Origin of the sequence: Pseudomonas sp. QE6 (genome assembly GCF_041379005.1) — a bacterium.
GTDB lineage: Bacteria > Pseudomonadota > Gammaproteobacteria > Pseudomonadales > Pseudomonadaceae > Pseudomonas.
Map to the genome: position 1 here is coordinate 2,547,422 of NZ_CP166873.1, position 22,627 is coordinate 2,570,048.

Below are 22,627 nucleotides of genomic sequence, written 5' to 3' on the forward strand. Positions count from 1 at the left end.
TGCGGCCGTTGCCGTAACGGCCCCGCCCCGGCCGGTGGGGGCGGGCCCGTTCGGGGCGGATCAGTCGTTGTAGATGTCGAGGTCGCCGAAGTATTTCTTCTGCAGCTTGTCGTAGGTGCCGTCGTCGTGAATGGCCTTGATGCCCTTGTTCAGCATCGCGCGCAGCTCGTCGTTACCCTTGCGGATGCCGATGGCGATATCCGCCGGCATCAGCGGGTCGTGCACCGGCTTGCTGATCTCGAAGCCCTTGCCCTGGTCGGTGGTGAGGAAGCCCTGCTCGGCCTGCAGCAGGTCCTGCAGCGAGGCGTCCAGGCGGCCGGATACCAGGTCGGAGTAGACCTGGTCCTGGTTCTGGTAACTCTTCACGTTGACGCCGGCCGGTTCCAGTTTGGTCTTGGCGAAGGTCTCCTGGATGGTGCCTTGCTCCACGCCCACGGTCTTGCCCTTGAGCGAGTCGGCGGTGGGTTCCAGGCCTGCCCCTTTCTTGCTGATCATCGCCGAGGGGCCGGTGAAGAGTTTGTCGGTGAAGTCGATTTCCTTCTTGCGCGCGTCGGTGACGGTCATCGAGGAGATCACGCCGTCGAACTTGCGCGCCTTCAGGCCGGGGATCATGCCGTCGAAGTCGTTGGGCATCCACACGCACTTCACCTTCAGGTGTGCGCAGATGGCGTTGCCCAGGTCGATGTCGAAGCCGACCAGGCTACCGTCCGGGGCCTTGGACTCGAAGGGGGCGTAGGAAGGGTCGGTGGCGAAGCGGATTTCCTTCCACTCCTTGGCTTGCAGGGCGCCGGCGCTGGCCATCAGGACCAGGGCGGAGAGAGTCAACCAGGCTTTTTTCATCGAATGGAATCCTTAGAGGTTGGTCAAGCAGGTGGAAATGACGGAAACACCTGTGCAACAGCGCAAGGACAGCAATTTTCGAACCAGGCACGGGGCGGCGGACGCCAGCGATAGGAATGGGATGACGGACGCGGTCCTGCAACAGGTATAGCAGTGGCAACTCGGGCGTGCGCACCTGGCTGGGGCGAGGGAGTGAGGCGTCGGGTACCGGGATGGTGCGAGGCGGAAAAAAGAAAGGCACCCGAAGGTGCCTGAAAATGATCATGGAGTAAGTCGACTGTTCTGATTCCGGGGTAGGACACAAGTTCCCGGCCCCGGAGAAATTTTTCAGTCGATTACTTGCCCGGTACCAGAGTCAGGCGCTTCACACCGTAGACCTTGTCCAGGTTCTGCGACTGGAAGGGGAAGCTCATGTAGTTGCCCTTCAGCCAGGCATCGATACCGTCGGCGTAGTGCGGGCTGGCCGGGTTGCCGGACTGGCCGCTGCTGTTGAGGCCCATCATCGGCTCGCTCTGGCCGAAGTCGACGACGATGCGCATGGCCGGGATCAGCCAGGTGTCGAAGTCCTGGCCCCAGTGGTAGGCGGAGACGTTCAGCGTGGTATGGTCGCCACCGGCCGGGTAGGGGCCGCGGTCCAGGTAGCCCTTGATCGCACCCAGGCTGGCGCGCTCGCTGGCGCTCAGGTTCGGCGCCATCCTGGTGCTGTCGCTGACCCATTCGTAGGTGTGCAGCTTGCCCCACTGCCAGGCGCGGCGGTCGCTGCCCATCTTCTGTTCGCAGAAGGCGGTGGCGGCGGCCAGGCTGCGGGCGAGGATCGCCGGCTTGTCTTCCTTCTGCGGGGTGCGGGTGTCATCCCAGAACGGACTGTCGTCGCGGCCCAGCAGATGGTCGGCCTGGGCCGAATAGGAGAGGTTGGCGTTCTCCACGAAGGCCTTCCAGGACGGGCTGCCTTCCGGGCCCAGTTCGTCGAGGAAAATCTGTTTGGTGCTTTCCTGCAGGAAGGCTTCGTACAGGGCCGCATCCGAGGAAGTCGCGGCCAGCTTGCCGTCGAACGCCATGATCCGGTCGAGCGCTTCGCGGGCGCGGGCTCGCGGGTCGTCGGGCAGCGCGTCGATGGCCTTCTTCAGCGGCTGCGCCATGCCCGGTGCGTCCAGCATCGACTGCAGCTTGCCGGCGAAGAGCGTGGTCTGGTCGTACTGCATGGCGATCATGCTGCGGTAGTCGTGGCTTTTGCTGGCGCCGGCGAGCTGGGCGATACGCTCGTAGCGCTCCGGGTAGTACCAGGAGCTGGACAGCTGGGCGCCGTAGCCGGGCTGCACGCTGCGGTGGTTGGCGGTGCCCAGCCAGCCCTGCATCGGGTCCTGGTCGGACGGATGCAGGATCGGATCGGCGTAGCCGTCCCAGTCGTAGCGGCCGTCCCAGCCGGGGGAGGGCAGCAGGCCGCGACCTTCCTTGCGGTTGGGGAAGCGCCCGGTGACCTGCCAGCCGATGTGCTTCTCGTCGGCGAACAGGATGTTCAGCGCCATCGCGCGGATGTCGCGGGTGGCGTCGAAAGCCTGCTCGACACTCTTGGCGCGGGACAGGTCGAAGAAGGCGTCGAGGGTGCGGTCGGACTCGCCCTGGATGCTCTGGTAGGCGATGCCGTAGCCGCTGGACAGCGGCAGCGGCTGCAGGTCGTGCTTGCGCTCGCCCAGGGCGCTGTTGAGCAGCGGGCCGTGGCGGGTCTCGTAGATGGTCTCGCGGACCGGGCTCTGGCCCTTGATGAAGAAGGTCTCGTTGCGCTCGACGGACGGTTTCCACTGGCCGTCGGCGAGGTAGTAGAGCTTGCTGCCCTGGCGCTTCACCTGTTCCAGGAAGAGGTCCTGGTTGTCGCCCATGACCATGGTCATGCCCCAGGCCAGCTTGCCGTTGAAGCCGGCCACCACGCCCGGTACGCCGGCGATGGAAACGCCGGCGGCGCTGAATTTCGGCGCGCGGATCTGCACGTAGTTCCACACCGAGGGCATGGACAGCGGCAGGTGGGTATCGTTGGCCAGGAGGCTCTTGCCGCTGCGGCTGCGTTGCGGGGCGATGGCCCAGTTGTTGGAGGCGGCGACGCCCATCATCTGTAGTGCGGCGACCTGGCCGGCGGCGCGGTCCAGGGCGTCGAGGCCGGCGATTTTCCCTTCCAGGCGCAGGCCCTTGAGCTTCTCGGCCTCTTCGAAGGGCAGCGGCTCGTCGGGATAGATCGGCGTCAGCCAGGGCAGCTTGTCGGCGCCGACTTTCTGCGCCAGTACCAGGGAGGCGATTTCTTCCTGCAGGTTCACCGCCAGGCCGAAGTTCAGCAGGCTGAAGACCAGCGCGGAGTCTTCCGCCTTCCAGTACTCGGGACGGTAGCCGGACTCGGCCAGGTCCATCGGCAGCTTGTCGCGGTAGCGGAACAGGTAGGCGTTGACGCCGCGCGCGTAGGTCTCGAAGAAGCGCTTGATGCGCGGCGAGGAGCCGGCATAAAGGGCATCGGCGGCTTTCTTCAGGTTCACCGTGCGCATGAAACGGTCGGTTTCCAGCGCGCCGGGGCCGACCATTTCCGACAGGCGCCCCTGGGCCATCAGACGCAGGCCGACCATCTGGCTGATGCGGTCGCTGGCGTGCACATAGCCCAGGGTGAACAGCGCGTCGTGGAAGCTGCTGCTCTCGATCAGCGGCATGCCCAGGCTGTTGCGACGGATCGAAACGTTGTCCGCCAGACCCTTGATCGGCTGCACGCCGCTGGTTGGCGTCACGCTGTCGGCGTAGTGGTCGTTCAGCCAGCTCTGGCAGCCGGCGAGGCTGACGGCGGCGCTGAGGGTGGCGGCAAGGCCGAAGCTGGGAAGCCGGCGGAAGGCTCGCGGGGCCATGAGGGGCGTGCTCCTGCACAAATGGGTCGCGGGAAAGGCGCTACGTTAGTGAGCTGACGATGGGCATGCAAGCCACGCACGGCGGGATTTGCGGCGGCCGGCAGTCCGTTGCGACAGACAGCAGAAGGCCCGCGCTGGGCGGGCCTTCTACGGGAGCGTCAGGACGCGCTTCAGGCGCCGTGGCACTTCTTGAACTTGTTGCCGCTGCCGCAGGGGCATGGATCGTTGCGGCCCACGTCCTTGAGCGGGTTGCGCACCGGCTCGTGGCTGTGGTTGCAGTGCGGGCCGTGCACGTGACCGTGGTCATGGTGGTGGTCATGATCGTGGTCGTGGTTGCAGTTCGGACCGTGTACGTGGGGTTCCTGGCTCATGGTGAAGCTCACTCGGGGATGAAATCGCCGGGAATTATCTCGCCATTGCGGGCAATGTGCACGCTCTGTCCGAACAGCAGGCCGGTCTTCACCTCGCCGTCGAGGCGGTAGCGGATCGGCTTGTCGGGATCTTCCAGCAGCTTGACGATGTACTTCATGTGCCGCCAGAGGTTGGTGGTCACCGGGACTTCGAAGGTCTCGTGGCCGTTGGCCGGCACTGTGAACCAGTTATTCGACTCGCCTTCGGCCAGGTCGATATCGTTCAGCTTGACCTTGTAGGCCAGGCCGCGAACCGGAAGGCTGAAATCATTCGGGTTGTCGATGCGGAAATGCAGGATGAATTCCTGCTCCAGCAGGCGGGCTTTCACCACGTCGACCTTCTGCAGCTTCACGTCGGGCTGCTGGAAGTCGCCAGCCATCCAGCCGCAGCCGGAAACGAGGCTGACCAGCCAGAACAGGCTGAGAATTCTTATCATTTGCGCCTGATAATTCATGTCTATCCCCCAGGATGCCCCAGTGTACCAAGCACCTGCTCGGCTGCAAGTTGTTGTTAGGTTAAAAAAAGCTGCACCATACTGGCCAAATGTAACCGGCGGGTTAACACAGGAGAGTGAAGATGAGCCGCTATGAGATCGCCTTTTCCGGGCGGACCGTACCGGGTGCCCAGCTCGACGGCGTGAAGGCCAACCTGGCCCGGCTGTTCCAGGCCGATGCGCAGCGCATCGAGCTGCTGTTCTCCGGCCGGCGCATGGTGATCAAGAACAACCTGGATGCGGAGGCGGCGGAGAAGTACCGCAGCGTGATCGAGCGCGCCGGCGCCATCGTCGAGGTGGTGGACATGGACGCGCCGATCGAGGAGATCGAGCTGGCGCCGCCGCCGGCTGCCGATCCTCAGCAGCCTGCAGCGCCGGGGCGCCTGCAGGTTGCGCCGCGTGACGGGTACATGGCGGCGTTCGCCGATGTCGAGGCGCTGGACTTCGGTCTCGCGCCGGTGGGCGCCGACCTGCAGGACGACAAGCCTGAAGTCCCGGCGCCGAGCGTGGACCTCAGCCAGTTCAGCCTGGCGCCGGTCGGCAGCGACATGGGCCAGGCCAGGGCGGAGCCGGCAGGTCCCGCACCGGACACCAGCCATCTCAAGCTGGCGGACTGATCAGTCGCCCTGCTGCGGATCGTCCTTGTAGACGAACTTGGGCATTTCCCAGCGGAAGCGGATCGCCAGCATGCGGAACAGGAAGCCGGCGAACAGGGTGATCAGCATGGCCTGTTCCTTGGGCAGGTCGATCTGCAGGCAGATCAGGTAGCACCAGGCGCTGGCGAAGGAGACGCTGGCGTACAACTCGCGGCGGAAGATCAGCGGCACGTCGTTGCAGAAGATATCCCGCAGGATGCCGCCGAAGACCCCGGTGATCACCCCGCTGACCGCGGCGATCAGCAGGCTGTGGCCCATCTCCAGGCTGACCTGGCAGCCGATCAGGGTGAAGGCCACCAGGCCCACGGCGTCCAGCGCGAGGAACAGCGAGCGCAGGTGGCGCATCAGCGGGGCGATGAACACGGTGACCAGCGCCGCGGCCGCGGTGAGTGCCAGGTACTCCGGGTGACGCACCCAGGTCAGCGGGTAGTGGCCCAGCAGCATGTCGCGCACCGAACCGCCACCCAGGGCGGTGACGCAGGCCACCAGCACCACGCCGAACAGGTCCATGCTGCGGCGGCCGGCGGAAAGCGCGCCGGTCATGGCTTCGGCGGTGATGGCGATGATGTAGAGAACGGTCAGCAGCATGGCAAGGTCCGGCAGGGAAAACCGGTGCGGCGAACGGCCGCCGCCCCGAAAAAGGCGCGGATTCTAGCCGAGACGCCTGCCGGCCCCAAGTAGGGCACCTTCACACCTTAGTCGGGGCCGGGGCATCGGGCGCACATTCGCGAGCGGCCGCATGCCCTGCGCTCCATCATTCGATCCAGGGGCCACAGCATTTCTTCAGCTTGCCGCCGGCGCCGCAGGGGCAGGGATCGTTGCGCCCCAGCTTCATGGGCACGGTCGGATCGAGGAAGTACCAGCGGCCCTCGCGCTGGACGAAGCCCGAGCATTCGCGGTGGCTGTGCTCGCCGTTGCCGTCGTGCCAGCGGGCGACGAAGGTGACCCGCGCGTGCTCGGGCTCACCGCCGAGCACCTCGTGGTTCTCCACCTCCAGGCCCAGCCAGGTGCTGCCCAGGCTCCAGGCGCGAATGGCGTCCAGGTCCAGGCCCTGCTGCTGGGCGGGCAGCGTGGTGTCGCGCAGATAATCCACCAGGCCCAGCGCATAGGCGCTGTATCGCGAGCGCATCAGGGCCTCGGCGGTGGGGGCCGCAACGCCGGCATGGAAGCGTCCGCAGCACTCGGGCAGCGGACGGCCGCTGCCGCAGGGGCAGGTCGGTTCGCTCATGGTCACCACCAGTACTTTCCGAGGTTTTCCGGGTTGGCCCAGAACTGGGACACAGCTGGCTGCAGGCCAAGCGTAGCGAGCTTCATGGCGGTCCTCAAAGTGTTCTGGTGACACGAAGGTTACACCATTGGTGACGGTTCGCGAGGAGCTCAAGGGCTCGGAGGGCCGTCCGGGGTAATTCATCCCGTGTGAGCTTTCGAGATCGCTTCGCGATGGGAGCGCTGTAGCCAGAAGTGTCGATGGAACCAGTCCGCGAGGCATGACTGGCAGAATATGGTCAGAGGCAGTTGTATTGGTAAGGAGGCGGTTTTGTAAAACTATTTACAATTCCGAAGAAGCAGATCAAAGAGGATGTCCGCGATCAATTTTACTGCTAAGGATAATGGAAGTGGTAGTCTTTGCAACGCCTTCTAGACTTCCAATTTGATCTAAAATTTGATCAAGGCGCTCGGGCGAGTTTGAACGTAACCAGGCGACATAGTCGAACTCGCCGCTAACAGCACACAGTTGCTCTACCTCTGACATTGCACTTAGTCGCTTTATGATATCTTTCCCTGATCGCGAGTGGACGGTGATCCCGACGTAAGCTTGCAAACCACCATCCAGCAACTGCTGCCCTAGGCGAACTCCATATCCAGTGATGATTTTGGCACTTTCAAGTTTGGATAGTCGTGAGTTAACAGTTGTGCGGGCGATGCCTAGATTTCGGGCAAGGACAGCCACGGCTTCACGGGCGTTTATCTTCAGGGCTGCAATGAGCTGAAGGTCAATCTCATCAAGGGTGGCCGGGCGCAATTCGGACATGGGTGGTCAGTCTCATGTTTGAAAAATACACGGATATGTATTGTTTTTGCCGGTTACGTTTGATTCTTGAATCTATATAGAAATATCAGTGTGCTGCGCAGTGGATGTTGAATTGCTGTCTGGGCGCTGCTGCGGTCAGGTAACACAGCGCCCAGATTTTCGTCAGTATTGGTGCCTGGCAATCTAGCGATGGCTTGGCTGTAGATGTGCTTGTAAGGGTAGGGATTCGTCTACCCGATTCCCTTCTACATCCATTTCATTATAACTTACCAGTCGAGTGCCGTGCTTGATTCGATAACCAATCCAGACTGCAAGGAATAGTGGCAGGCTAACATAGGTGGCTACGAGACCACTCCAGTCGATATGCTCGCCGATGAATGCGCTATAGTTCTGGCCAAGAACAATTATCATGCAGAGGCTAAAGGCAAACAGCGGGCCAAACGGGAAGAGAGTGGCTCGGTAAGGCAGTTCTTCTAAGCGTCCTCCTTGAGCAAGGAAGCCTTTTCGAAAGCGATAATGAGAGACGGCAATCCCCAGCCATGCAATGAATCCGCACATGCCCGAAGTGTTGAGTAGTGCGTTATATATGAATTTGTCGCCAAATACGGAAGTCAGGAAGCACAGTGCGCCGATCAATGTGGTTGCATAAAGTGCATTGCGCGGCACCCCGTTGCGCGAGATTTTAGAGAAAATCTTAGGCGCTTTACCCTGCTCGGCAAGACTATGGAGCATGCGGGTGGATGCATACATCCCTGAGTTACCTGCCGAGAGAATGGCGGTTAGGATGACGGCGTTCATCAGCGCAGCCGCTGATGCAAAACCGGCACGTTCGAAAAGCAATGTGAATGGGGAGACACTAATGTCCGTTGTTTCGTTGCGTAATAGACTTGGGTCAGTGTATGGAATCATTGCTCCAATCACAAAGATTGCAAGAATATAGAATAACGTGATGCGCCAGAATACTTGGCGGACAGCAATAGGTATGTTCTTACTGGGATTTTTGGATTCTGCTGCCGCAACGCCTACGATTTCCGTGCCTTGGAACGAGAAGCCGGCAATCATTACAACTCCAACCAAGGCTTGGAATCCGCCTGCGAACGGTGCGTCGCCAGTTGTGAAGTTTTTAAATCCGGGTGATTCTATTCCGTGCATCAATCCAAAAATAGTGGCTAATCCTATAATGATGAATACGATTACCACTAAGACTTTAATCAATGCGAACCAGAACTCGCTTTCACCAAAGCAACGTACTGAGACAAAATTTAGCAAGAATATTATTGCCAGGAAAGCGCCGCTCCAATAAATTCCTGGAGTGTCGGGGAACCAGAACTCCATAACTAGCTGGGCGGCTACAAGTTCGGCGGCGATAGTCACGGCCCAGTTAAACCAATAGTTCCAGCCTAGTGCAAATCCGAAGCCGCTCTCAACAAATTTGCTTCCGTAAGTGCTAAATGAGCCGGCGACAGGCATGTACGCGGCCATTTCGCCAAGACTGGTCATCAGGAAGTAAACCATTACCCCGATCAGTGCGTACGCTAGGAGTGTTCCCCCGGGACCCGAACTGGCAATGGAAGCGCCTGTTGCTACAAATAGCCCAGTGCCAATTGAGCCACCTATGGCGATCATGTTTAGGTGGCGTGTTGATAGTGTTCGTTTCAGAGTGTTTTCTGGTGTGCTCATTTTCCCGTCTCCTGCTTCAGGTAGTCAGGATCGGGTTTTGGTTTAATACTTAACTTTGGTGTGGTCATTATTAAACTTCATTTTTGGATTTATTATAATTCCGCCTGTGCCGGGAAGGCGGCGGGTGCATGTAAGGCAATGAGCTATTTAGGCTACCGCTGGCATGCAGTACACCATCAAATTAGGCTCACCTAATGAATTCTAAAATTGGTAGGGTTCATAAAGAAGACGCAATATGCAGCGTTTTGACGCGATTTTCGTCATTTTGATGATGGCGTTGATCATAATGACAAGGTTTCCCTGGTCGCGTAGCCATATCCAGGCCCCACGATAAGGCCCATCACGAGGTGCCATGAGCAGTCAGCGTTACTCCGAAGATGACCTTGGAGAACGGCATTGCGGTCGGCCTATTGGTGGAGCGGAGGGAGAGCGTGAAGCTACGCGAGGAGCAGCCCGAGGGCGGGCCCTGAGGTAGTAGATTCCTGAGCGGCGGTAGTGCCAAACCGACAGTCTTTGCCGGGGCTGGTGACAGTGTTGGTTACAGGCTGGTGACCCTTGGCCCTGCCCGGGCATGGCGTTGAGGTCGGTCATTGCGAGGTAAGCCCTTGATGTTCATGGGTTTACCACCAGTACTTGCCGAAGTTTTCCGGGTTGGCCCAGAACTTGGCATTGAGCCAGTCCGGGACCTGCTTGTATTCATGCAGATCGTAGGTGAACAGGGTGAGCACCTGCGAGTCGCGCTGGAAGCGTTCGCTGGCTTGCATGGCCAGGGCGTAGAAATCGGTGTCCTGTGCCTGCGCGGCGTCGAGGTCGACCAGCACGGCGACCTTGCTGCTGTTGAGGTTGCGGATCCCCCCCACCAGTTGCTGCGCCTCGCGACGCGGCAGATGCTCCAGGCAGTCGGCGAGCAGCGCCAGGTCGTAGCGCTGCGCGGCGATTTCTGCCGGCAGGGCACCGGCGGGGGCATGGAACAATTCGCAATCCGGGTGCGCCGCGCAGAAGGCGTCCACGGCCGGAATCTGGCTGGCGCCCACCAGCAGCAGGCGCTGCGGTGCGTAGCGGTCGAGCAGGGCGGCGAGGGCTTGTTGCGGTGTGCGTGATGAGATCATGGGGTCCGTCGAGGGCGAGGAGGAATGGACGAAGACTAGCGTGTGACACCCCTGTGGCCTAGTGCTGGCGCATTCTTCCAGTGCCGTCTTTACTCCGTAAGTGTCGGTCAAGACCCGATCATTAGAGGAGAGATGAATTTATGAGTATCACAAGGACCGCTTTACCCCTGCTGCTGGTCAGCACGTTGCTTACCGGTTGCGCAGGGTTGCAGAAGTCCGATTGGCCGACGTGCGCCGTGGTTGGCGGTGTCGGCGGCGCTGGTCTGGGTTCCATTGAAAGCAGCACCTGGGCTGGCTGGGGCGCCTTGATTGGTGGTGTGCTGGGGGCATCTTATTGCTGGGTGCATGGTGCAGAGGAACAAGTGGCGGAGGTTCCGCCGCCCGCTCCGGCTCCTGAGCCCGCTCCGGCTCCGTTGCCCAAGGAAGAGACCATCGTCGTGCGCGATCTGCACTTCGCCTTCGACTCGTCGAAAGTCGATGCGCAGGACAAGGACAAGCTCAACGAAATCGCCTCCCGCCTGAAGGGCGAAGCGGCGACCACCGAGCTGAACATCGCGGGTCACACCGACAGCGTCGGCAGCGATGCCTACAACCAGAAACTGTCCGAGCGCCGCGCCCACGCGGTGGCCAACTATCTGGTGGACGCGGGCGTTCCGGCCAGCAGCATCAAGTCGGTCGAAGGCTATGGCGAGAGCCAGCCGGTTGCCGACAACAAGACCAAGGAAGGCCGTGCCGAGAACCGTCGGGTAGAAATCAAGATCACCCGTCAATGATCCAGGCGTGATGAAGTACTCAAAGGGGGCCATTTGGCCCCCTTTGTCATAGTGGCCTGCCACTGGCATCGCCCCCGGCGGCAGAGTATGTTCCCCGGCAAGGAAAACTTGGGGGCATTTCATGAAAGCGTTGTTGGGCCTGGGCAAGCTGATTGCCCTGTTGTTCTGGCTGGCGGTGCTGGCCAATCTGATCCAGCCCTTCGCACATCCCTTCAGCACACTGCTCAATGTGGCCGGCGCGCTGATTCTGCTGATCCACATCATCGAGGTTATGGCGCTGCGCAATCGCCTGCGCGGCCGTCCTCATCCGCGGATGGATCGTCTGCAGATACTGCTGTTCGGCGTATTCCATTTCGCCACGTTGCCGCAACCGGCATCCGCGAAAGTAGAAGGAGATACTCATGCGTAAGTCGTTGCTGGGCCTGGCGCTGTTCGCGCCGCTGGTGTGCTCGGCTGCAGGAAATGTCTCGGTCCAGCCCAACACCGTGCTGCGTCTGCCGGTGAAGGGCGACAGCCTGAGCCTGGATCGCATCAGCGTCGGTGCGGAAGGGGCCTTGCTGATCCCATCGCAGGTGAAGGTGCTGAAGGTCGGAGAACTGGACCTGGCGAAGAATGCGCGCCTGGGGGTGTTCCCTGGCGGCGATACGCTGCAGATCGAGGTTCAGCACGGCAACCTGGCCGACGGCAGCGTGATCGCCGCACAGGGTAGCTCGGGCAGCTTCGAGAAGCCGGCCAGCGGCGGTCGGAACCTGGTGCTGCGTCTGCAGGACGTACAGGTGGAAAACCTCCTGATCGATGTCCGCGGTGGCGTCGGCGCGCCGGGTTATGACGGCCTGGACGGCGGTAGCGCCAAGACCTCCGGTTGCCTGTGGGGCAGCGGCCGGCCTGCCGGTGACGGCCAGAATGGCGCCAATGGCCGTTCCGGTGCGGCCGGTGGCGTGGTGCGCCTGGAAGTGCCGGAGCAGTTCGACGTCAATCGGGTGAAAGTGCGCCTGGAAGGCGGCGCGGGCGGTGCGGGTGGCAAGCCTGGGAAGGCCGGCCCGCGCAGTAGCGAGCGTGGCTGCTGGTTCTATTCGGTGGCTGGCGAGCGCCCGGGGTCGGATGGCGAGGCTGGCGCAGAGGGGCAGGCGGGGCGCGAAGGTCGCCTGGAAGTACAGCGTTTCTGAGCCGTCGTTCTTGAGTAAAGGCCCGCCCCGCAAGCGGGCGGGCCTTCTGGTTTACCAGTGCGGGCGCGCGGCGACGAACGCCACCAGCGCCATGCCGATCAGCAGGTTGAGGCCCACGGTCTTGCGGATCTTGCCCAGCGCGGCACCGCCGGCCGGCCAGTCCTGTGCTTCCACCGCGCGGCGCAGCTCCGGCAACTGCAAGGCCTGGATGCGCAGGAACAGCGCGAGCATCGCGACATACAGTCCCATCATCACCTGTACGTAGCGCGGCGCGCCGGCCATGCCGTTGAAGCTCAGGTGCAGCATACCCACGCCTGTCACCGGCAGCAGGATCACCGCGGCCCACACCCAGCGGAAGAAGCGCGGGAACACCTCCAGCCACAGCTTCAGCCTTGCCGGCGGCTCCAGCGCGGCGACGGCGGCCGGGCGCAGCACCATCCAGGCGAAGAACATGCCGCCGACCCAGACCAGGGCGGCCAGGACGTGCAGGGCATAGACGGGGGCAAAGGGTGTCATTCGGACGATCTCCGCTGGCGATTGAAGTCAAGCGCGCTATCATAGCCGCCGATTCGAACCACTGAAAATTTATCCAGCATCCGGATGTGTCCGCAAGGCGCGCTCCGGGGCCCGGGAAGTCCATGCTCAGCACCGAACTCAAGGCCACGATCCAGGGCGCCTACTCGCGCTTCCTCGAGGCCAAGGAACTCAAGCCGCGCTACGGCCAGCGCCTGATGATCGCCGAAGTGGCCAAGGTCCTCGGCACCATCTCCAGTGACGAGGAAGGCCATCGCCTGGGCGATGCCGCCGTGGTTGCCGTGGAAGCCGGCACCGGCACCGGCAAGACCGTTGCCTACAGCCTGGCCGCCATCGCCTGCGCCAAGGCCGCCGGCAAGCGCCTGGTCGTAGCCACCGCCACCGTTGCCCTGCAGGAGCAGATCGTCCACAAGGACCTGCCCGACCTGCTGCGCAACTCCGGCCTGTCGTTCAGCTTCGCCCTGGCCAAGGGGCGCGGGCGCTACATGTGCCTGTCCAAGCTCGACCATCTGCTGCAGGAAGGCCAGGCGCAGAGCGCCACCGCCCAGCTGTTCGAAGAGGAAGGCTTCCGCCTCGACGTGGACGAGACGTCGAGCAAGCTGTTCAACCAGATGATCGAACGCCTGGCCGGCAACCGCTGGGACGGCGATCGCGACTCCTGGCCCGAGGCCATCGAGGACGCGCACTGGGCGCAGGTCACCACCGACCACAGCCAGTGCACCAACCGCCATTGCCCGAACTTCCAGCAGTGCGCCTTCTACAAGGCGCGCGAAGGCATGACCAAGGTCGACGTGATCGTCACCAACCATGACCTGGTGCTGGCGGACCTGGCCCTGGGCGGCGGCGCGATCCTGCCCGACCCGCGCGACACCATTTATGTGTTCGACGAAGGCCATCACCTGCCGGACAAGGCCATCGGCCACTTCGCCCACTTCACCCGCCTGCGTGCCACCGCCGACTGGCTGGCCCAGGTGGACAAGAACCTCACCAAGCTGCTGGCGCAGAACCCGCTGCCGGGCGACCTCGGTCGGCTGATCGAGCAGGTACCGGAGCTGGCCCGCGAACTGCGTACGCACCAGCAGTTCATGTTCACCGCCTGCGAGGAGATCGGCGATTTCCGCGCCGGGGAGGACATGGAAGGCCGCGAGCGTCCACGCCATCGCTTCGAGGGCGGAGTGATCCCCGAACACATCCGCGAGATGGGCATCGAGCTGAAGAAGGGCTTCTCCAAGCTCACCGACCTCTTCACCCGCCTCACCGAGTTGCTCAAGGAGGCGATGGACGGGGAGGGCAGCATCGGCATCGCCAGCTACCAGGCCGAAGAGTGGTACCCGCTGTTCGGCAGCCTGCTGTCCCGCGCCCAGGGCAACTGGGAGCTGTGGACCGCCTTCACCTGCGAGGACCCTCAGGACAGCCCGCCCATGGCGCGCTGGCTGACCCTGGCCGAGAGCGGCACCTTCTATGACATCGAGGCCAACGCCAGCCCGATCCTCGCCGCCGAGACCTTGCGCCGCAACCTGTGGAACGTCGCCTACGGCGTGCTGGTGACTTCGGCGACCCTGACCGCGCTGGGCACCTTCGACCGCTACCGCATGCGCGCCGGCTTGCCACGTTCGGCGGTCACCGCCGTGGTGCCGAGCCCGTTCCACCACGCTGATGCCGGCGTGCTGCGGGTACCCGACCTCAAGGCCGACCCGCGTGATGCCGCCGCCCACACCGCCGCCATCATTCGCGAGCTGCCGGCAATGGTCGAAGGTTCGCGCGGCTCGCTGGTGCTGTTCGCCTCGCGCAAGCAGATGCAGGAAGTCTTCGACGGCCTCGAGCGTGACTGGCGCAAGCGCGTGCTGATCCAGGGCAACCTGTCCAAGCAGGAGACCCTGAACAAGCACCGCTCCCGCGTCGACGACGGCGAGTCGAGCGTCCTGTTCGGCCTGGCCAGTTTCGCCGAGGGTGTGGATTTGCCGGGCGCCTACTGCGAGCACGTGGTGATCGCCAAGATTCCCTTCGCCGTGCCGGACGACCCGGTGGAAGCGGCGCTGTCGGAATGGATCGAGGCGCGCGGCGGCAATCCCTTCATGGAAATCGCCGTGCCCGACGCCTCGCTGCGCCTGGTCCAGGCCTGCGGCCGACTGCTGCGTACCGAGCAGGATCGCGGCACCATCACGCTGCTCGACCGCCGCGTGGTGACGCAACGCTACGGCAAGGCCATCCTTAACGCGCTGCCCCCGTTCCGCCGCGAAATCGCCTGAGTCGTGTGCGGGAGCGTAATCCCGCACTTGCTGTCAAACGAGCGCCCGCCAGCCGGCGGGCGAGGTTCAAGGACACGTACACATGACCCCTTCGCGTTGGCACCTGCCACTGCTGCTCAGTCTGGCGATCGCCAGTGCCCCGGCCTGGTCGGCCGGCGGCAATCAAACCCTGTTCAACTTCGTCAAGCCCATGGCCGTGGTCACGGTCACCACGCAGAACGCCGACCTGCCCAGCGCCACGGCCGAAGCCACGCCCGAGGGCGAGATCCTGCGCCGGGTGAACTTCAGCCCGGCGCCGCAGCCGACCCTGAGCCTGGCGCCGTCCAGCGGCAGCTGGGACTGGTCCCAGGCCGACAGCGTGAGCCTGCGTATCCAGAACGCCATGGACTGGGCCATCACCCTGGAAGTGGCGATCGAAGGTGTCGCCGGCGCACCGGGCCTGCATGCCAGCATCGCCCTGCCGCCCGGCCCCGCGCAGACCCTGCTGATCCCGCTGCGGGCCACCGCGCCGGAGGACTTCGGCATGCGCGCCGGCGTGCCCATGCCCGTCACCCAGGACGGCCAGCGCCTGCTGCTGGCCAGCAAGGTGACCGGTGAGCTGAACCGCAGCCAGGTCGGCGCCGTGAAGCTCTACCTGAATTCGCCCAAGGCGGCACAGGACATCCTGCTGGGCCGCTTCGGCACCAACGCCGACGGTGACCAGTGGCGCAAGGCCTATACCGGCATCGTCGATGGCTTCGGCCAGGCCAACCGTGGCGACTGGCCGGAGAAGGTGAAAAGCGCCGAACAGCTCGCCAGCGCCTGGGAGGCCGAAGGCGAGCAACTGAAAAAGCAGCAGCCGGCGGCGGGACGCGATGCCTTTGGCGGCCTGCTGGACGGCCCTGCCTTCGAAGGCACCGGGTTCTTCCGCACCGAGAAGCGCAACGGCCGCTGGTGGCTGGTGACACCCGAGGGGCACTCCTTCTGGTCCCTGGGCGTCAACGCGGTGAATGCCGACAGCAGCCAGACCTACGTCGAGGGCCGCGAATACATGTTCGCCAGCCTGCCCAAGGAGGGCGACCCGCTGGCCGCCTTCTACGGCCAGAGCGATGACCGCAACGGTGTCGGCGCCCAGCAGGGGCGCGCCTTCGGCAATGGCCGCTGGTATGACTTCTATGCCGCCAACCGCTTCCGCGCCAATGGCGGGCTGACCGGCGATGCCGCCGCCGCTTCCTGGCGCGAGCGCACCCTGCAGCGCCTCGGCGCCTGGGGCTTCAACTCCCTGGGCGACTGGAGCGATCCGGCCTTCGCGGAGGAGCCGCGCCTGCCGTACAGCGTGCCGCTGTCGATCAGCGGCGACTACGCCACCGTCAGCACCGGCTACGACTGGTGGGGCGCCATGCCCGACCCCTTCGACCCGCGTTTCGCCATGGCTGCCGAGCGCGCCATCGCCATCGCCGCCCGCGACCATCGCGAGGACGCCTGGTTGCTCGGCTACTACGCCGACAACGAACTGGCCTGGGCCGGACGCGGCGACGACGCACAGTCGCACTACGCGCTGGCCTTCGGCGCGCTGAAGCTGTCCACCGACAGCCCGGCAAAGCGCGCCTTCATCAAGCAGTTGAAGGACAAGTACAAGGATCACGAGGCGCTGGCCGAAGCCTGGGGCGTTCCCATCGCCGCCTGGGAGGACCTCGACGCGCCGGGCTACCAGGCGCCGCAGCCGAGCGCCGAGCGCCCGGCCATCGCCCAGGACTACAGCGCCTTCCTGCGCCTGTATGCCGACCAGTACTTCAAGACCCTCAAGGATGCGCTGCAGTGGCACGCGCCGAACCACCTGCTGCTCGGCCCGCGCTTCGCCGTCAGCACCCCGGAGGCGCTGGCGTCCTGCGCGCAGTACTGCGACCTGCTCAGCTTCAACCTCTACGTGCCGCTGCCGCACCAGGGGTACGACGCCGCCTACCTGAACAGCCTGGACAAGCCGGTGCTGATCACCGAGTTCCACTTCGGCTCCCGTGACCGCGGACCGTTCTGGGGCGGGGTGGCCGAGGTGTACAACGAGCAGCAGCGCGGCGAAGCCTACCAGCGCTTCCTCGCCGAGGCGGTGAAGGCCCCGAACGTCGTCGGCGCGCACTGGTTCCAGTACCTCGACCAGCCGGTGACCGGCCGCCTGCTCGACGGCGAGAATGGCCACATCGGCCTGGTCGGCATCACCGATCTGCCCTTCACCGGCTTCGTCGACGCCGTGCGCAAGGCCAACCAGCAGGCGCTCAAGGCCATTGACGAGCAGGCCCGCGCGGCGGCGAAGGCGGCACCGGAGCCCAAGCCCACACCGGTGGACGACAGCGGTGCCGACGAGGAGCAGGCCGACAGCCAATGACTCGGCATTCGTAGGGCCAATACCCGCCTTAAGCGGGGTTCACAGGGGCGGAGGGCACTGGAAGAATGCTGTCTCCGCCCCTTCGTTTTCGTCCCGCCCACTGGAGATTCCGATGACCCTGCACGGCCATTGCGACCACCGCTTTACCCCTGTTGCCGATGCCTTCAGCGCCCTGTTCGAAGACCCGCAGGAGCGCGGTGCGGCGCTGTGCATCCAGGTTGGCGGCGAGACGCTGGTCGATCTGTGGGCCGGCAGCGCGGGCAAGGAGCCTGGCCAGGACTGGCAGGCCGATACGCTGCTCAATCTGTTCTCCTGCACCAAGACCTTCGCTGCCGTCGCCGCCCTGCAACTGGTGGGGGAGGGCAAGCTGGAGCTCGACGCTCCGGTGGCGCGCTACTGGCCGGAATTCGCCCAGGCCGGCAAGCAGGCCATCACCGTGCGTCAACTGCTCTGCCACCGTGCCGGCCTGCCGGCGATCCGCGAGCAACTGGCGCCGGAAGCGCTCTACGACTGGTCGACCATGACCGCCGCACTGGCGGCCGAATCACCCTGGTGGACGCCGGGCGCCGAGCACGGTTACGCACCGATCACCTATGGCTGGCTGGTGGGGGAGGTGATCCGCCGCGTCGATGGTCGCGAGCCGGGCACCGCCATCGTCGCGCGCACGGCCGAACCGCTCGGTCTCGATTTCCATATCGGTCTGGATGACGCCGAATTCCACCGCGTGGCCCATATCGCCCGTGGCAAGGGCAACCTCGGCGATGCCGCCGCCCAGCGCCTGCTGAGGACCATGATGACCGAACCTGCGGCGCTCTCCACCCGTGCCTTCACCAACCCGCCGTCGGTGCTGACCAGCACCAACAAGCCCGAGTGGCGGCGCATGCAGCAGCCAGCGGCGAATGGCCATGGCAATGCGCGCTCGCTGGCGGGTTTCTACAGCGGACTGCTGCAGGGCGAGCTGCTGGATGAGGCGCTGCTGGCCGAACTCACTCGCGAACACGCGGTGGGTGAAGATCGAACCTTGTTGACTTGCACTCGCTTCGGCCTGGGAACCATGCTTGACCAGCCGGACGTGGCCAACGCCACCTACGGCCTGGGAGTGCGCGCCTTTGGTCATCCGGGAGCTGGAGGTTCCATCGGTTTCGCCGACCCCGAACGCGACCTGGCCTTCGGCTTCGTCACCAACACCCTCGGCCCCTATGTGCTGATGGATCCGCGTGCACAACGTCTGGCGCGCATCGTTGGCGAATGCCTGTAGCGACGGACGGGAGGAACCTTCCTTCAGCTGCGCCTTCGAAGGGTCGTCCACAAGCGTGACGGTCATCTCATTAGCGTGGACATGCACCGCTCGTCAGTTGGAGCTTAAAATCTCGTTCCAACTGAGTAAGTTATGATCAATTTCTAAGCTGATGGTTGAAGTCAGGGCGCCACTTTCTGCCTGTCGCGCCCAGGCCTCGCTTCGTGTCCCGACTGATGGTACCGCCCCATGAACGTGCTGAAGATCTCCACACTCGCCCTCTGCATCGGCCTCTCGGCTTGCAGTCAGTTCCAGTCCAAGGACAAGGACAGCACCGCCGCCGCGCCCACCGCAGGTAGCAGCCACTGGTGGTGGCCCTTCGGTGCCGAACAAGAAACGACTGCCGCGGCGCCAGCGGCGGAGAAGAAAACCGTCGAGGCGCCAAGGGTCGCTGACGCGGGCAGCAAGCAACCGGGTGGCCACTGGTGGTGGCCGTTCGGCGCTGACGACAGCCAGGCCGCCGGGGTCAAGGCTGCAAGCCCGCAGAGTCTGCAGGTCAGCAAGGAATGGCTGGATCAGCACGAACAGGCCCTGCGTACCGCCGTGGCCGGCAGCAAGTTCACCGTCGAGCGGCGTGAGAATGCGCTGGTGCTGATCGCGCCGGTTGACAGCTCGTTCAACCCCAAGCGTCCTGAGTTGCTGCTGCCGATCACCCTCGGCCCGCTGGGAAATGTGGCGAAGATGCTGCAGAACGACCCGGAAAGCGGCGTGCTGGTACTGGGCCACAGCGACAGCTCGGGCGACAAGGCACTCAACGACAAGGTCAGCCTGCAGCGCGCCCAGGCGGTGTCGTCGATCTTCCGCCTGAGCGGCCTGGGCGCCGATCGTCTGCGCCTGAAGGGCGTCGGTTCGAGCCTGCCGCGCGCCGACAACGGCAGTGCCGAGGGCCGCGCGCAGAACCGCCGCGTCGAAGTGCTGGTGACCCAGCGCACCAGCCTGCTGGCGCTGGCGCAGAAGAACTGATCCCACCTCGCGAAAGCGGCATTCCGGCCGGAATGTCGCTTGTCGTGGATCAAGCGCGAAGACGCAACTCTGGATATGCTTGGGGCCTTCGTTCCGAGGAGACTTCCGATGGCTCAGACCCTGGCCGATATGCGCCGCGAATACACCCGTGACGGACTGAATGAGTCCCAGGCTCCCGATGAGCCTTTCAGCCTGTTCCACCAGTGGTTCGAAGAGGCCGTGAAGACCGAGCAACTGCCAGTCGAACCCAATGCGATGATGCTCGCCACCGTGGACGCCCAGGGCCAGCCGCATTGCCGGGTGCTCCTGCTCAAGGGCCTGGATGAGCGCGGCTTCACCTTCTTCAGCAATTATGAAAGTGCCAAGGGGCAACAGCTGGGCGAGAACCCGCGTGCGGCCATGACCTTCTTCTGGCCGGCCCTGGAACGCCAGGTGCGCATCGAGGGGCAGGTCGAGAAGGTGTCCAGCGAAGAGTCCGCTGCCTATTACCGGGTGCGACCGCTGGGCAGTCGACTCGGTGCCTGGGCTTCACCGCAGAGCCGGGTGATCGATGGACGTGGCGAGCTGGAGCAGTTGCTCGCGGAAACCGAAAGGCGCTTCGCCGATTCCGCTCCGACCTGCCCGGAGTTCTGGGGTGGTTACCGTCTGCTGCCTAGTCGTATCGAGTTCTGGCAGGGCCGGCCGAGCCGCCTGCACGACCGCCTCAACTTCCGCGTCGAGAATGGTGCCTGGGTACGCGAGCGCCTCGCTCCCTGACTTGCCACGCTTGACCGTTACGACGATGCGCTTTTCGTAGGAGCGAGCTTGCTCGCGAACCCGCTCGCTGTGGGGCTGTTCGCGAGCAAGCTCGCTCCTACAGGCCAGTCGTCTTTCGTGCGGTGTAGGATGCCTTCATCCTTCCGCACAACGGTCCCGTCCCCATGAAAGTCGTCATCGCTCCGGACTCCTTCAAGGAAAGTCTTTCCGCTCCCGAGGTCGCGCAGGCTATCGCCCGTGGCTGGCAGCGTGCGCGTCCAACCGACGAGGTGCTGCTGCGGCCGATGGCGGATGGCGGGGAGGGCACGGTGGACGCCGTGCTCGCTGCCAAGCCGGGAGAGCGGCGCGAGTGCCGGGTCTGCGGCCCGCTCGGTCAGCCGGTGACGGCGCACTGGGGATGGCTGGAGGACGGCACCGCGGTGATCGAAATGGCCGCCGCCAGTGGTTTGCACTGGGTGCCGCAGCGCAAGCGCGATGCGACCCGCACCACCAGTCGTGGCACCGGCGAGCTGATACGAGAGGCGCTTGGGGCCGGCGCGAGGAAGATCATTCTCGGGCTGGGCGGCAGCGCCACCAACGATGCCGGGCTCGGCCTGTTGCAGGCGCTGGGGGCGCGCTTCCTGGATGCCCAGGGCGCAGAGCTTGGTGCCGGCGGTGCGGCGCTGGGCACGCTGATGGCGATCGAGCTGTCCGGCCTCGATCCGCGATTGCACCAGGTGGAAGTCGAAGTCGCCGCCGACGTGAACAACCCCTTGTGCGGACCGCACGGTGCATCGGCGGTATTCGGGCCGCAGAAGGGCGCAAGCCCGGCGCAGGTGGAGCAACTGGATGCGGCGCTGCGGCATTTCGCCGAGGTCGCCGCGCAAACCCTGGGCGAGGATCACAGCCTGTTTCCCGGTGTCGGAGCGGCAGGAGGCCTGGGCTTCGCCAGCCGGGCCTTCCTCAAGGCACGGTTCCGCCCCGGCATCGAACTGGTTGCCGAGCTGTCCGGGCTCGAACAGGCCCTGCAAGGCGCCGCGCTGGTGATCACCGGGGAGGGGCGCCTGGATGGCCAGAGCCTTCACGGCAAGACGCCGGTCGGCGTGGCGCGCCTGGCGCGTCGCGCCGGGATTCCGGTGATCGCGCTGGCCGGCAGCCTGGGCGAGGGGGTGGCCGGGTTGCGCGAGGAGGCGATCGAGGCCGCCTTCAGCCTGGTGCCGGGGCCGATGAGCCTGGCACAGGCCTGTGCGCAGGCGGCAGTGGAGCTGGAGAGTCGCGCCGAGGCCTTGGCGCGATTCTGGACGCTGGCTCAGGCGGCGCGGTAATCGTCGGCGGCCTGCTGCAACCACTGTGGCAGGTCGCGGCGCTTGACGCGCTGGCGCTTGGCTTCTTCCAGGCTCTCCAGCAGGTAGCTGCGCTTGGCTGGATCGTCGCCAGCCAGCGACAGTGCCAGGTCGCGGTCCATCCAGCGGCGGATGCGCCAGTAGATCCACCAGTGGAAGTACAGGCCGGCAGCGGTGGTGACGACGATGATGAAGTAATCCATGGGCGCTCCTCGTGCGGGCGCCTACCCTAGCCGATCCGTCGATTCACATAAAGCTGAGCCGGGACAGGCATTTTCGCTTTTGTTGGCTAAGACTGTACGAAAGCTGAACCGAATGAGTTTGTTGCAAGGCCTGGCGTGACAGCGGGGCTGTCGTCGGAGTCTAATATTCGTAGCCCTATCCGGAGGTTTCATACATGCGTAAATCTGCCCTGTTCGCCGTGACGTTCGCTGCACTGGCCCTGACCCTCGGCGGTTGCCAGTCCAGCCTGACTGGCGACACCTACACCCGCGAAGAGGCACGTACCGTGCAGAACGTTCGCATGGGTACCATCCAGGCCCTGCGTCCGGTGAAGATCGAGGGCACCAAGACCCCGATCGGTTCGGTTGCCGGCGCCGCCGTTGGTGGTATCGGCGGCAGCTCCATCGGTGGCGGCAAGGGTAGCTACGTTACCGCCATCATCGGCGCCGTGGCTGGCGGCCTGCTCGGTGCGGCCACCGAGGAAGGCCTGACCCGTACCCAGGGTGTGGAAATCACCGTTCGCGAAGACGACGGCAGCACCCGCGCCTACGTCCAGGAAGTCGATGAGGGCGCCGTGTTCCGCGTTGGTGAGCGTGTACGCATCCTGACCGTCAACGGCACCAGCCGCGTTTCCCACTAAGCTATCCCCGGCTACCTCCGGGTGGCCGGCTTCAGCGCGCGACAGCCATTTCGGCTGTCGCGCGCTATTGTTTTTGGGGAAAAGATTTCCTCCGCGCGGGGCGTTACCGGCGCGGGCGGCCTGAATTTTAGTAATATTTCAATCCATGACACGTCATCGATAGATATGGATAATCGTGGCCTTCGTACGCCGGCGCACTAGGCGCGAGGGCGTTTGTATGGGGGCCGCCCGGCGGTGGATAGGAGTGGG

22 protein-coding genes are annotated in these 22,627 nt (G+C 64.1%); 11 read left to right on the forward strand and 11 right to left on the reverse strand.

The window, feature by feature from the left end; all coding sequences use genetic code 11:
- Positions 1-60: 60 nt before the first annotated feature.
- The 4 genes from ACAW63_RS11730 to ACAW63_RS11745 all read right to left on the reverse strand — a co-directional run bounded on the left by ACAW63_RS11730 (position 61) and on the right by ACAW63_RS11745 (position 4,581).
- Positions 61-840: an ABC transporter substrate-binding protein gene (locus ACAW63_RS11730; protein WP_371233825.1), complete on the reverse strand. Its 780-nt coding sequence runs from the start codon at positions 838-840 to the stop codon at positions 61-63.
- Positions 841-1,175: 335 nt separating this feature from the next.
- Positions 1,176-3,716, reverse strand: coding sequence for a penicillin acylase family protein (locus tag ACAW63_RS11735; RefSeq protein WP_371233828.1), 2,541 nt, complete (start codon positions 3,714-3,716; stop codon positions 1,176-1,178).
- 170 nt (positions 3,717-3,886) lie between these two features.
- A complete protein-coding gene (locus ACAW63_RS11740; RefSeq protein ID WP_207885179.1) occupies positions 3,887-4,087 on the reverse strand; it encodes an SEC-C metal-binding domain-containing protein in 201 nt (66 codons plus the stop codon).
- Positions 4,088-4,095: 8 nt separating this feature from the next.
- Entirely contained in the window at positions 4,096-4,581 is a 486-nt protein-coding gene (locus tag ACAW63_RS11745) for an LEA type 2 family protein (RefSeq protein WP_275610636.1), read from the reverse strand.
- Between the two features lie 122 nt (positions 4,582-4,703).
- Between ACAW63_RS11745 and ACAW63_RS11750 the strand changes: the two genes are divergently transcribed.
- Positions 4,704-5,237, forward strand: a complete 534-nt coding sequence (locus ACAW63_RS11750; protein ID WP_371233830.1) for a hypothetical protein — start codon at positions 4,704-4,706, stop codon at positions 5,235-5,237.
- On the opposite strand, the gene ACAW63_RS11755 is transcribed toward ACAW63_RS11750, so the two are convergent.
- The 5 genes from ACAW63_RS11755 to ACAW63_RS11775 all read right to left on the reverse strand — a co-directional run bounded on the left by ACAW63_RS11755 (position 5,238) and on the right by ACAW63_RS11775 (position 10,097).
- Positions 5,238-5,864, reverse strand: coding sequence for a trimeric intracellular cation channel family protein (locus ACAW63_RS11755; RefSeq protein WP_152221280.1), 627 nt, complete (start codon positions 5,862-5,864; stop codon positions 5,238-5,240).
- Positions 5,865-6,030: 166 nt separating this feature from the next.
- A complete protein-coding gene (locus tag ACAW63_RS11760; protein ID WP_371233832.1) occupies positions 6,031-6,504 on the reverse strand; it encodes a YchJ family protein in 474 nt (157 codons plus the stop codon).
- A gap of 342 nt (positions 6,505-6,846) precedes the next feature.
- Positions 6,847-7,308 carry an Lrp/AsnC family transcriptional regulator gene (locus tag ACAW63_RS11765; protein WP_371233834.1) on the reverse strand — a complete coding sequence of 154 codons (462 nt, stop codon included), beginning with the start codon at positions 7,306-7,308 and terminating at the stop codon, positions 6,847-6,849.
- 183 nt (positions 7,309-7,491) lie between these two features.
- The gene (locus ACAW63_RS11770; protein WP_371233835.1) at positions 7,492-8,988 is read right to left on the reverse strand and encodes an amino acid permease; all 1,497 of its coding nucleotides are present in this window, start codon (positions 8,986-8,988) and stop codon (positions 7,492-7,494) included.
- Between the two features lie 620 nt (positions 8,989-9,608).
- On the reverse strand, positions 9,609-10,097 hold the full coding sequence (locus tag ACAW63_RS11775) for a DUF6231 family protein (RefSeq protein ID WP_371233837.1): 489 nt from the start codon (positions 10,095-10,097) through the stop codon (positions 9,609-9,611).
- A 140-nt stretch (positions 10,098-10,237) separates the two neighbouring features.
- Between ACAW63_RS11775 and ACAW63_RS11780 the strand changes: the two genes are divergently transcribed.
- The 3 genes from ACAW63_RS11780 (at position 10,238) to ACAW63_RS11790 (ending at position 12,036) form a co-directional block, all read left to right on the forward strand.
- Positions 10,238-10,870 carry an OmpA family protein gene (locus ACAW63_RS11780; protein WP_275610642.1) on the forward strand — a complete coding sequence of 211 codons (633 nt, stop codon included), beginning with the start codon at positions 10,238-10,240 and terminating at the stop codon, positions 10,868-10,870.
- Positions 10,871-10,991: 121 nt separating this feature from the next.
- Complete coding sequence (locus tag ACAW63_RS11785; RefSeq protein WP_371233840.1) at positions 10,992-11,279, forward strand: DUF1145 domain-containing protein; 288 nt, start codon at positions 10,992-10,994, stop codon at positions 11,277-11,279.
- Entirely contained in the window at positions 11,272-12,036 is a 765-nt protein-coding gene (locus tag ACAW63_RS11790; RefSeq protein WP_371233842.1) for a collagen-like protein, read from the forward strand. Before ACAW63_RS11785 ends, ACAW63_RS11790 begins: the two co-directional genes overlap by 8 nt.
- A 51-nt stretch (positions 12,037-12,087) precedes the next feature.
- Here ACAW63_RS11790 and ACAW63_RS11795 read toward each other — a convergent pair whose 3' ends face one another.
- Positions 12,088-12,552, reverse strand: a complete 465-nt coding sequence (locus ACAW63_RS11795; RefSeq protein ID WP_331316378.1) for a CopD family protein — start codon at positions 12,550-12,552, stop codon at positions 12,088-12,090.
- Between the two features lie 122 nt (positions 12,553-12,674).
- Here ACAW63_RS11795 and dinG point away from each other — a divergent pair, with 122 nt between their 5' ends.
- From dinG to ACAW63_RS11825, 6 genes are all read left to right on the forward strand, one after another.
- Positions 12,675-14,819, forward strand: coding sequence for an ATP-dependent DNA helicase DinG (dinG, locus tag ACAW63_RS11800; protein WP_371233843.1), 2,145 nt, complete (start codon positions 12,675-12,677; stop codon positions 14,817-14,819).
- Between the two features lie 82 nt (positions 14,820-14,901).
- Complete coding sequence (locus ACAW63_RS11805) at positions 14,902-17,178, forward strand: beta-galactosidase (RefSeq protein WP_371233844.1); 2,277 nt, start codon at positions 14,902-14,904, stop codon at positions 17,176-17,178.
- Between the two features lie 112 nt (positions 17,179-17,290).
- A complete protein-coding gene (locus tag ACAW63_RS11810) occupies positions 17,291-18,436 on the forward strand; it encodes a serine hydrolase domain-containing protein (RefSeq protein ID WP_371233846.1) in 1,146 nt (381 codons plus the stop codon).
- A gap of 228 nt (positions 18,437-18,664) precedes the next feature.
- Complete coding sequence (locus ACAW63_RS11815) at positions 18,665-19,438, forward strand: OmpA family protein (protein WP_371233848.1); 774 nt, start codon at positions 18,665-18,667, stop codon at positions 19,436-19,438.
- 108 nt (positions 19,439-19,546) lie between these two features.
- Entirely contained in the window at positions 19,547-20,194 is a 648-nt protein-coding gene (gene pdxH, locus ACAW63_RS11820) for a pyridoxamine 5'-phosphate oxidase (RefSeq protein ID WP_343574230.1), read from the forward strand.
- Between the two features lie 164 nt (positions 20,195-20,358).
- Entirely contained in the window at positions 20,359-21,498 is a 1,140-nt protein-coding gene (locus tag ACAW63_RS11825) for a glycerate kinase (protein ID WP_371233849.1), read from the forward strand.
- On the opposite strand, the gene ACAW63_RS11830 is transcribed toward ACAW63_RS11825, so the two are convergent.
- Positions 21,483-21,719: a hypothetical protein gene (locus tag ACAW63_RS11830; protein WP_371233850.1), complete on the reverse strand. Its 237-nt coding sequence runs from the start codon at positions 21,717-21,719 to the stop codon at positions 21,483-21,485. The genes ACAW63_RS11825 and ACAW63_RS11830 overlap by 16 nt on opposite strands.
- Positions 21,720-21,913: 194 nt before the next feature.
- Between ACAW63_RS11830 and ACAW63_RS11835 the strand changes: the two genes are divergently transcribed.
- Entirely contained in the window at positions 21,914-22,378 is a 465-nt protein-coding gene (locus ACAW63_RS11835) for a glycine zipper 2TM domain-containing protein (protein ID WP_207885162.1), read from the forward strand.
- Positions 22,379-22,627: the final 249 nt, after the last annotated feature.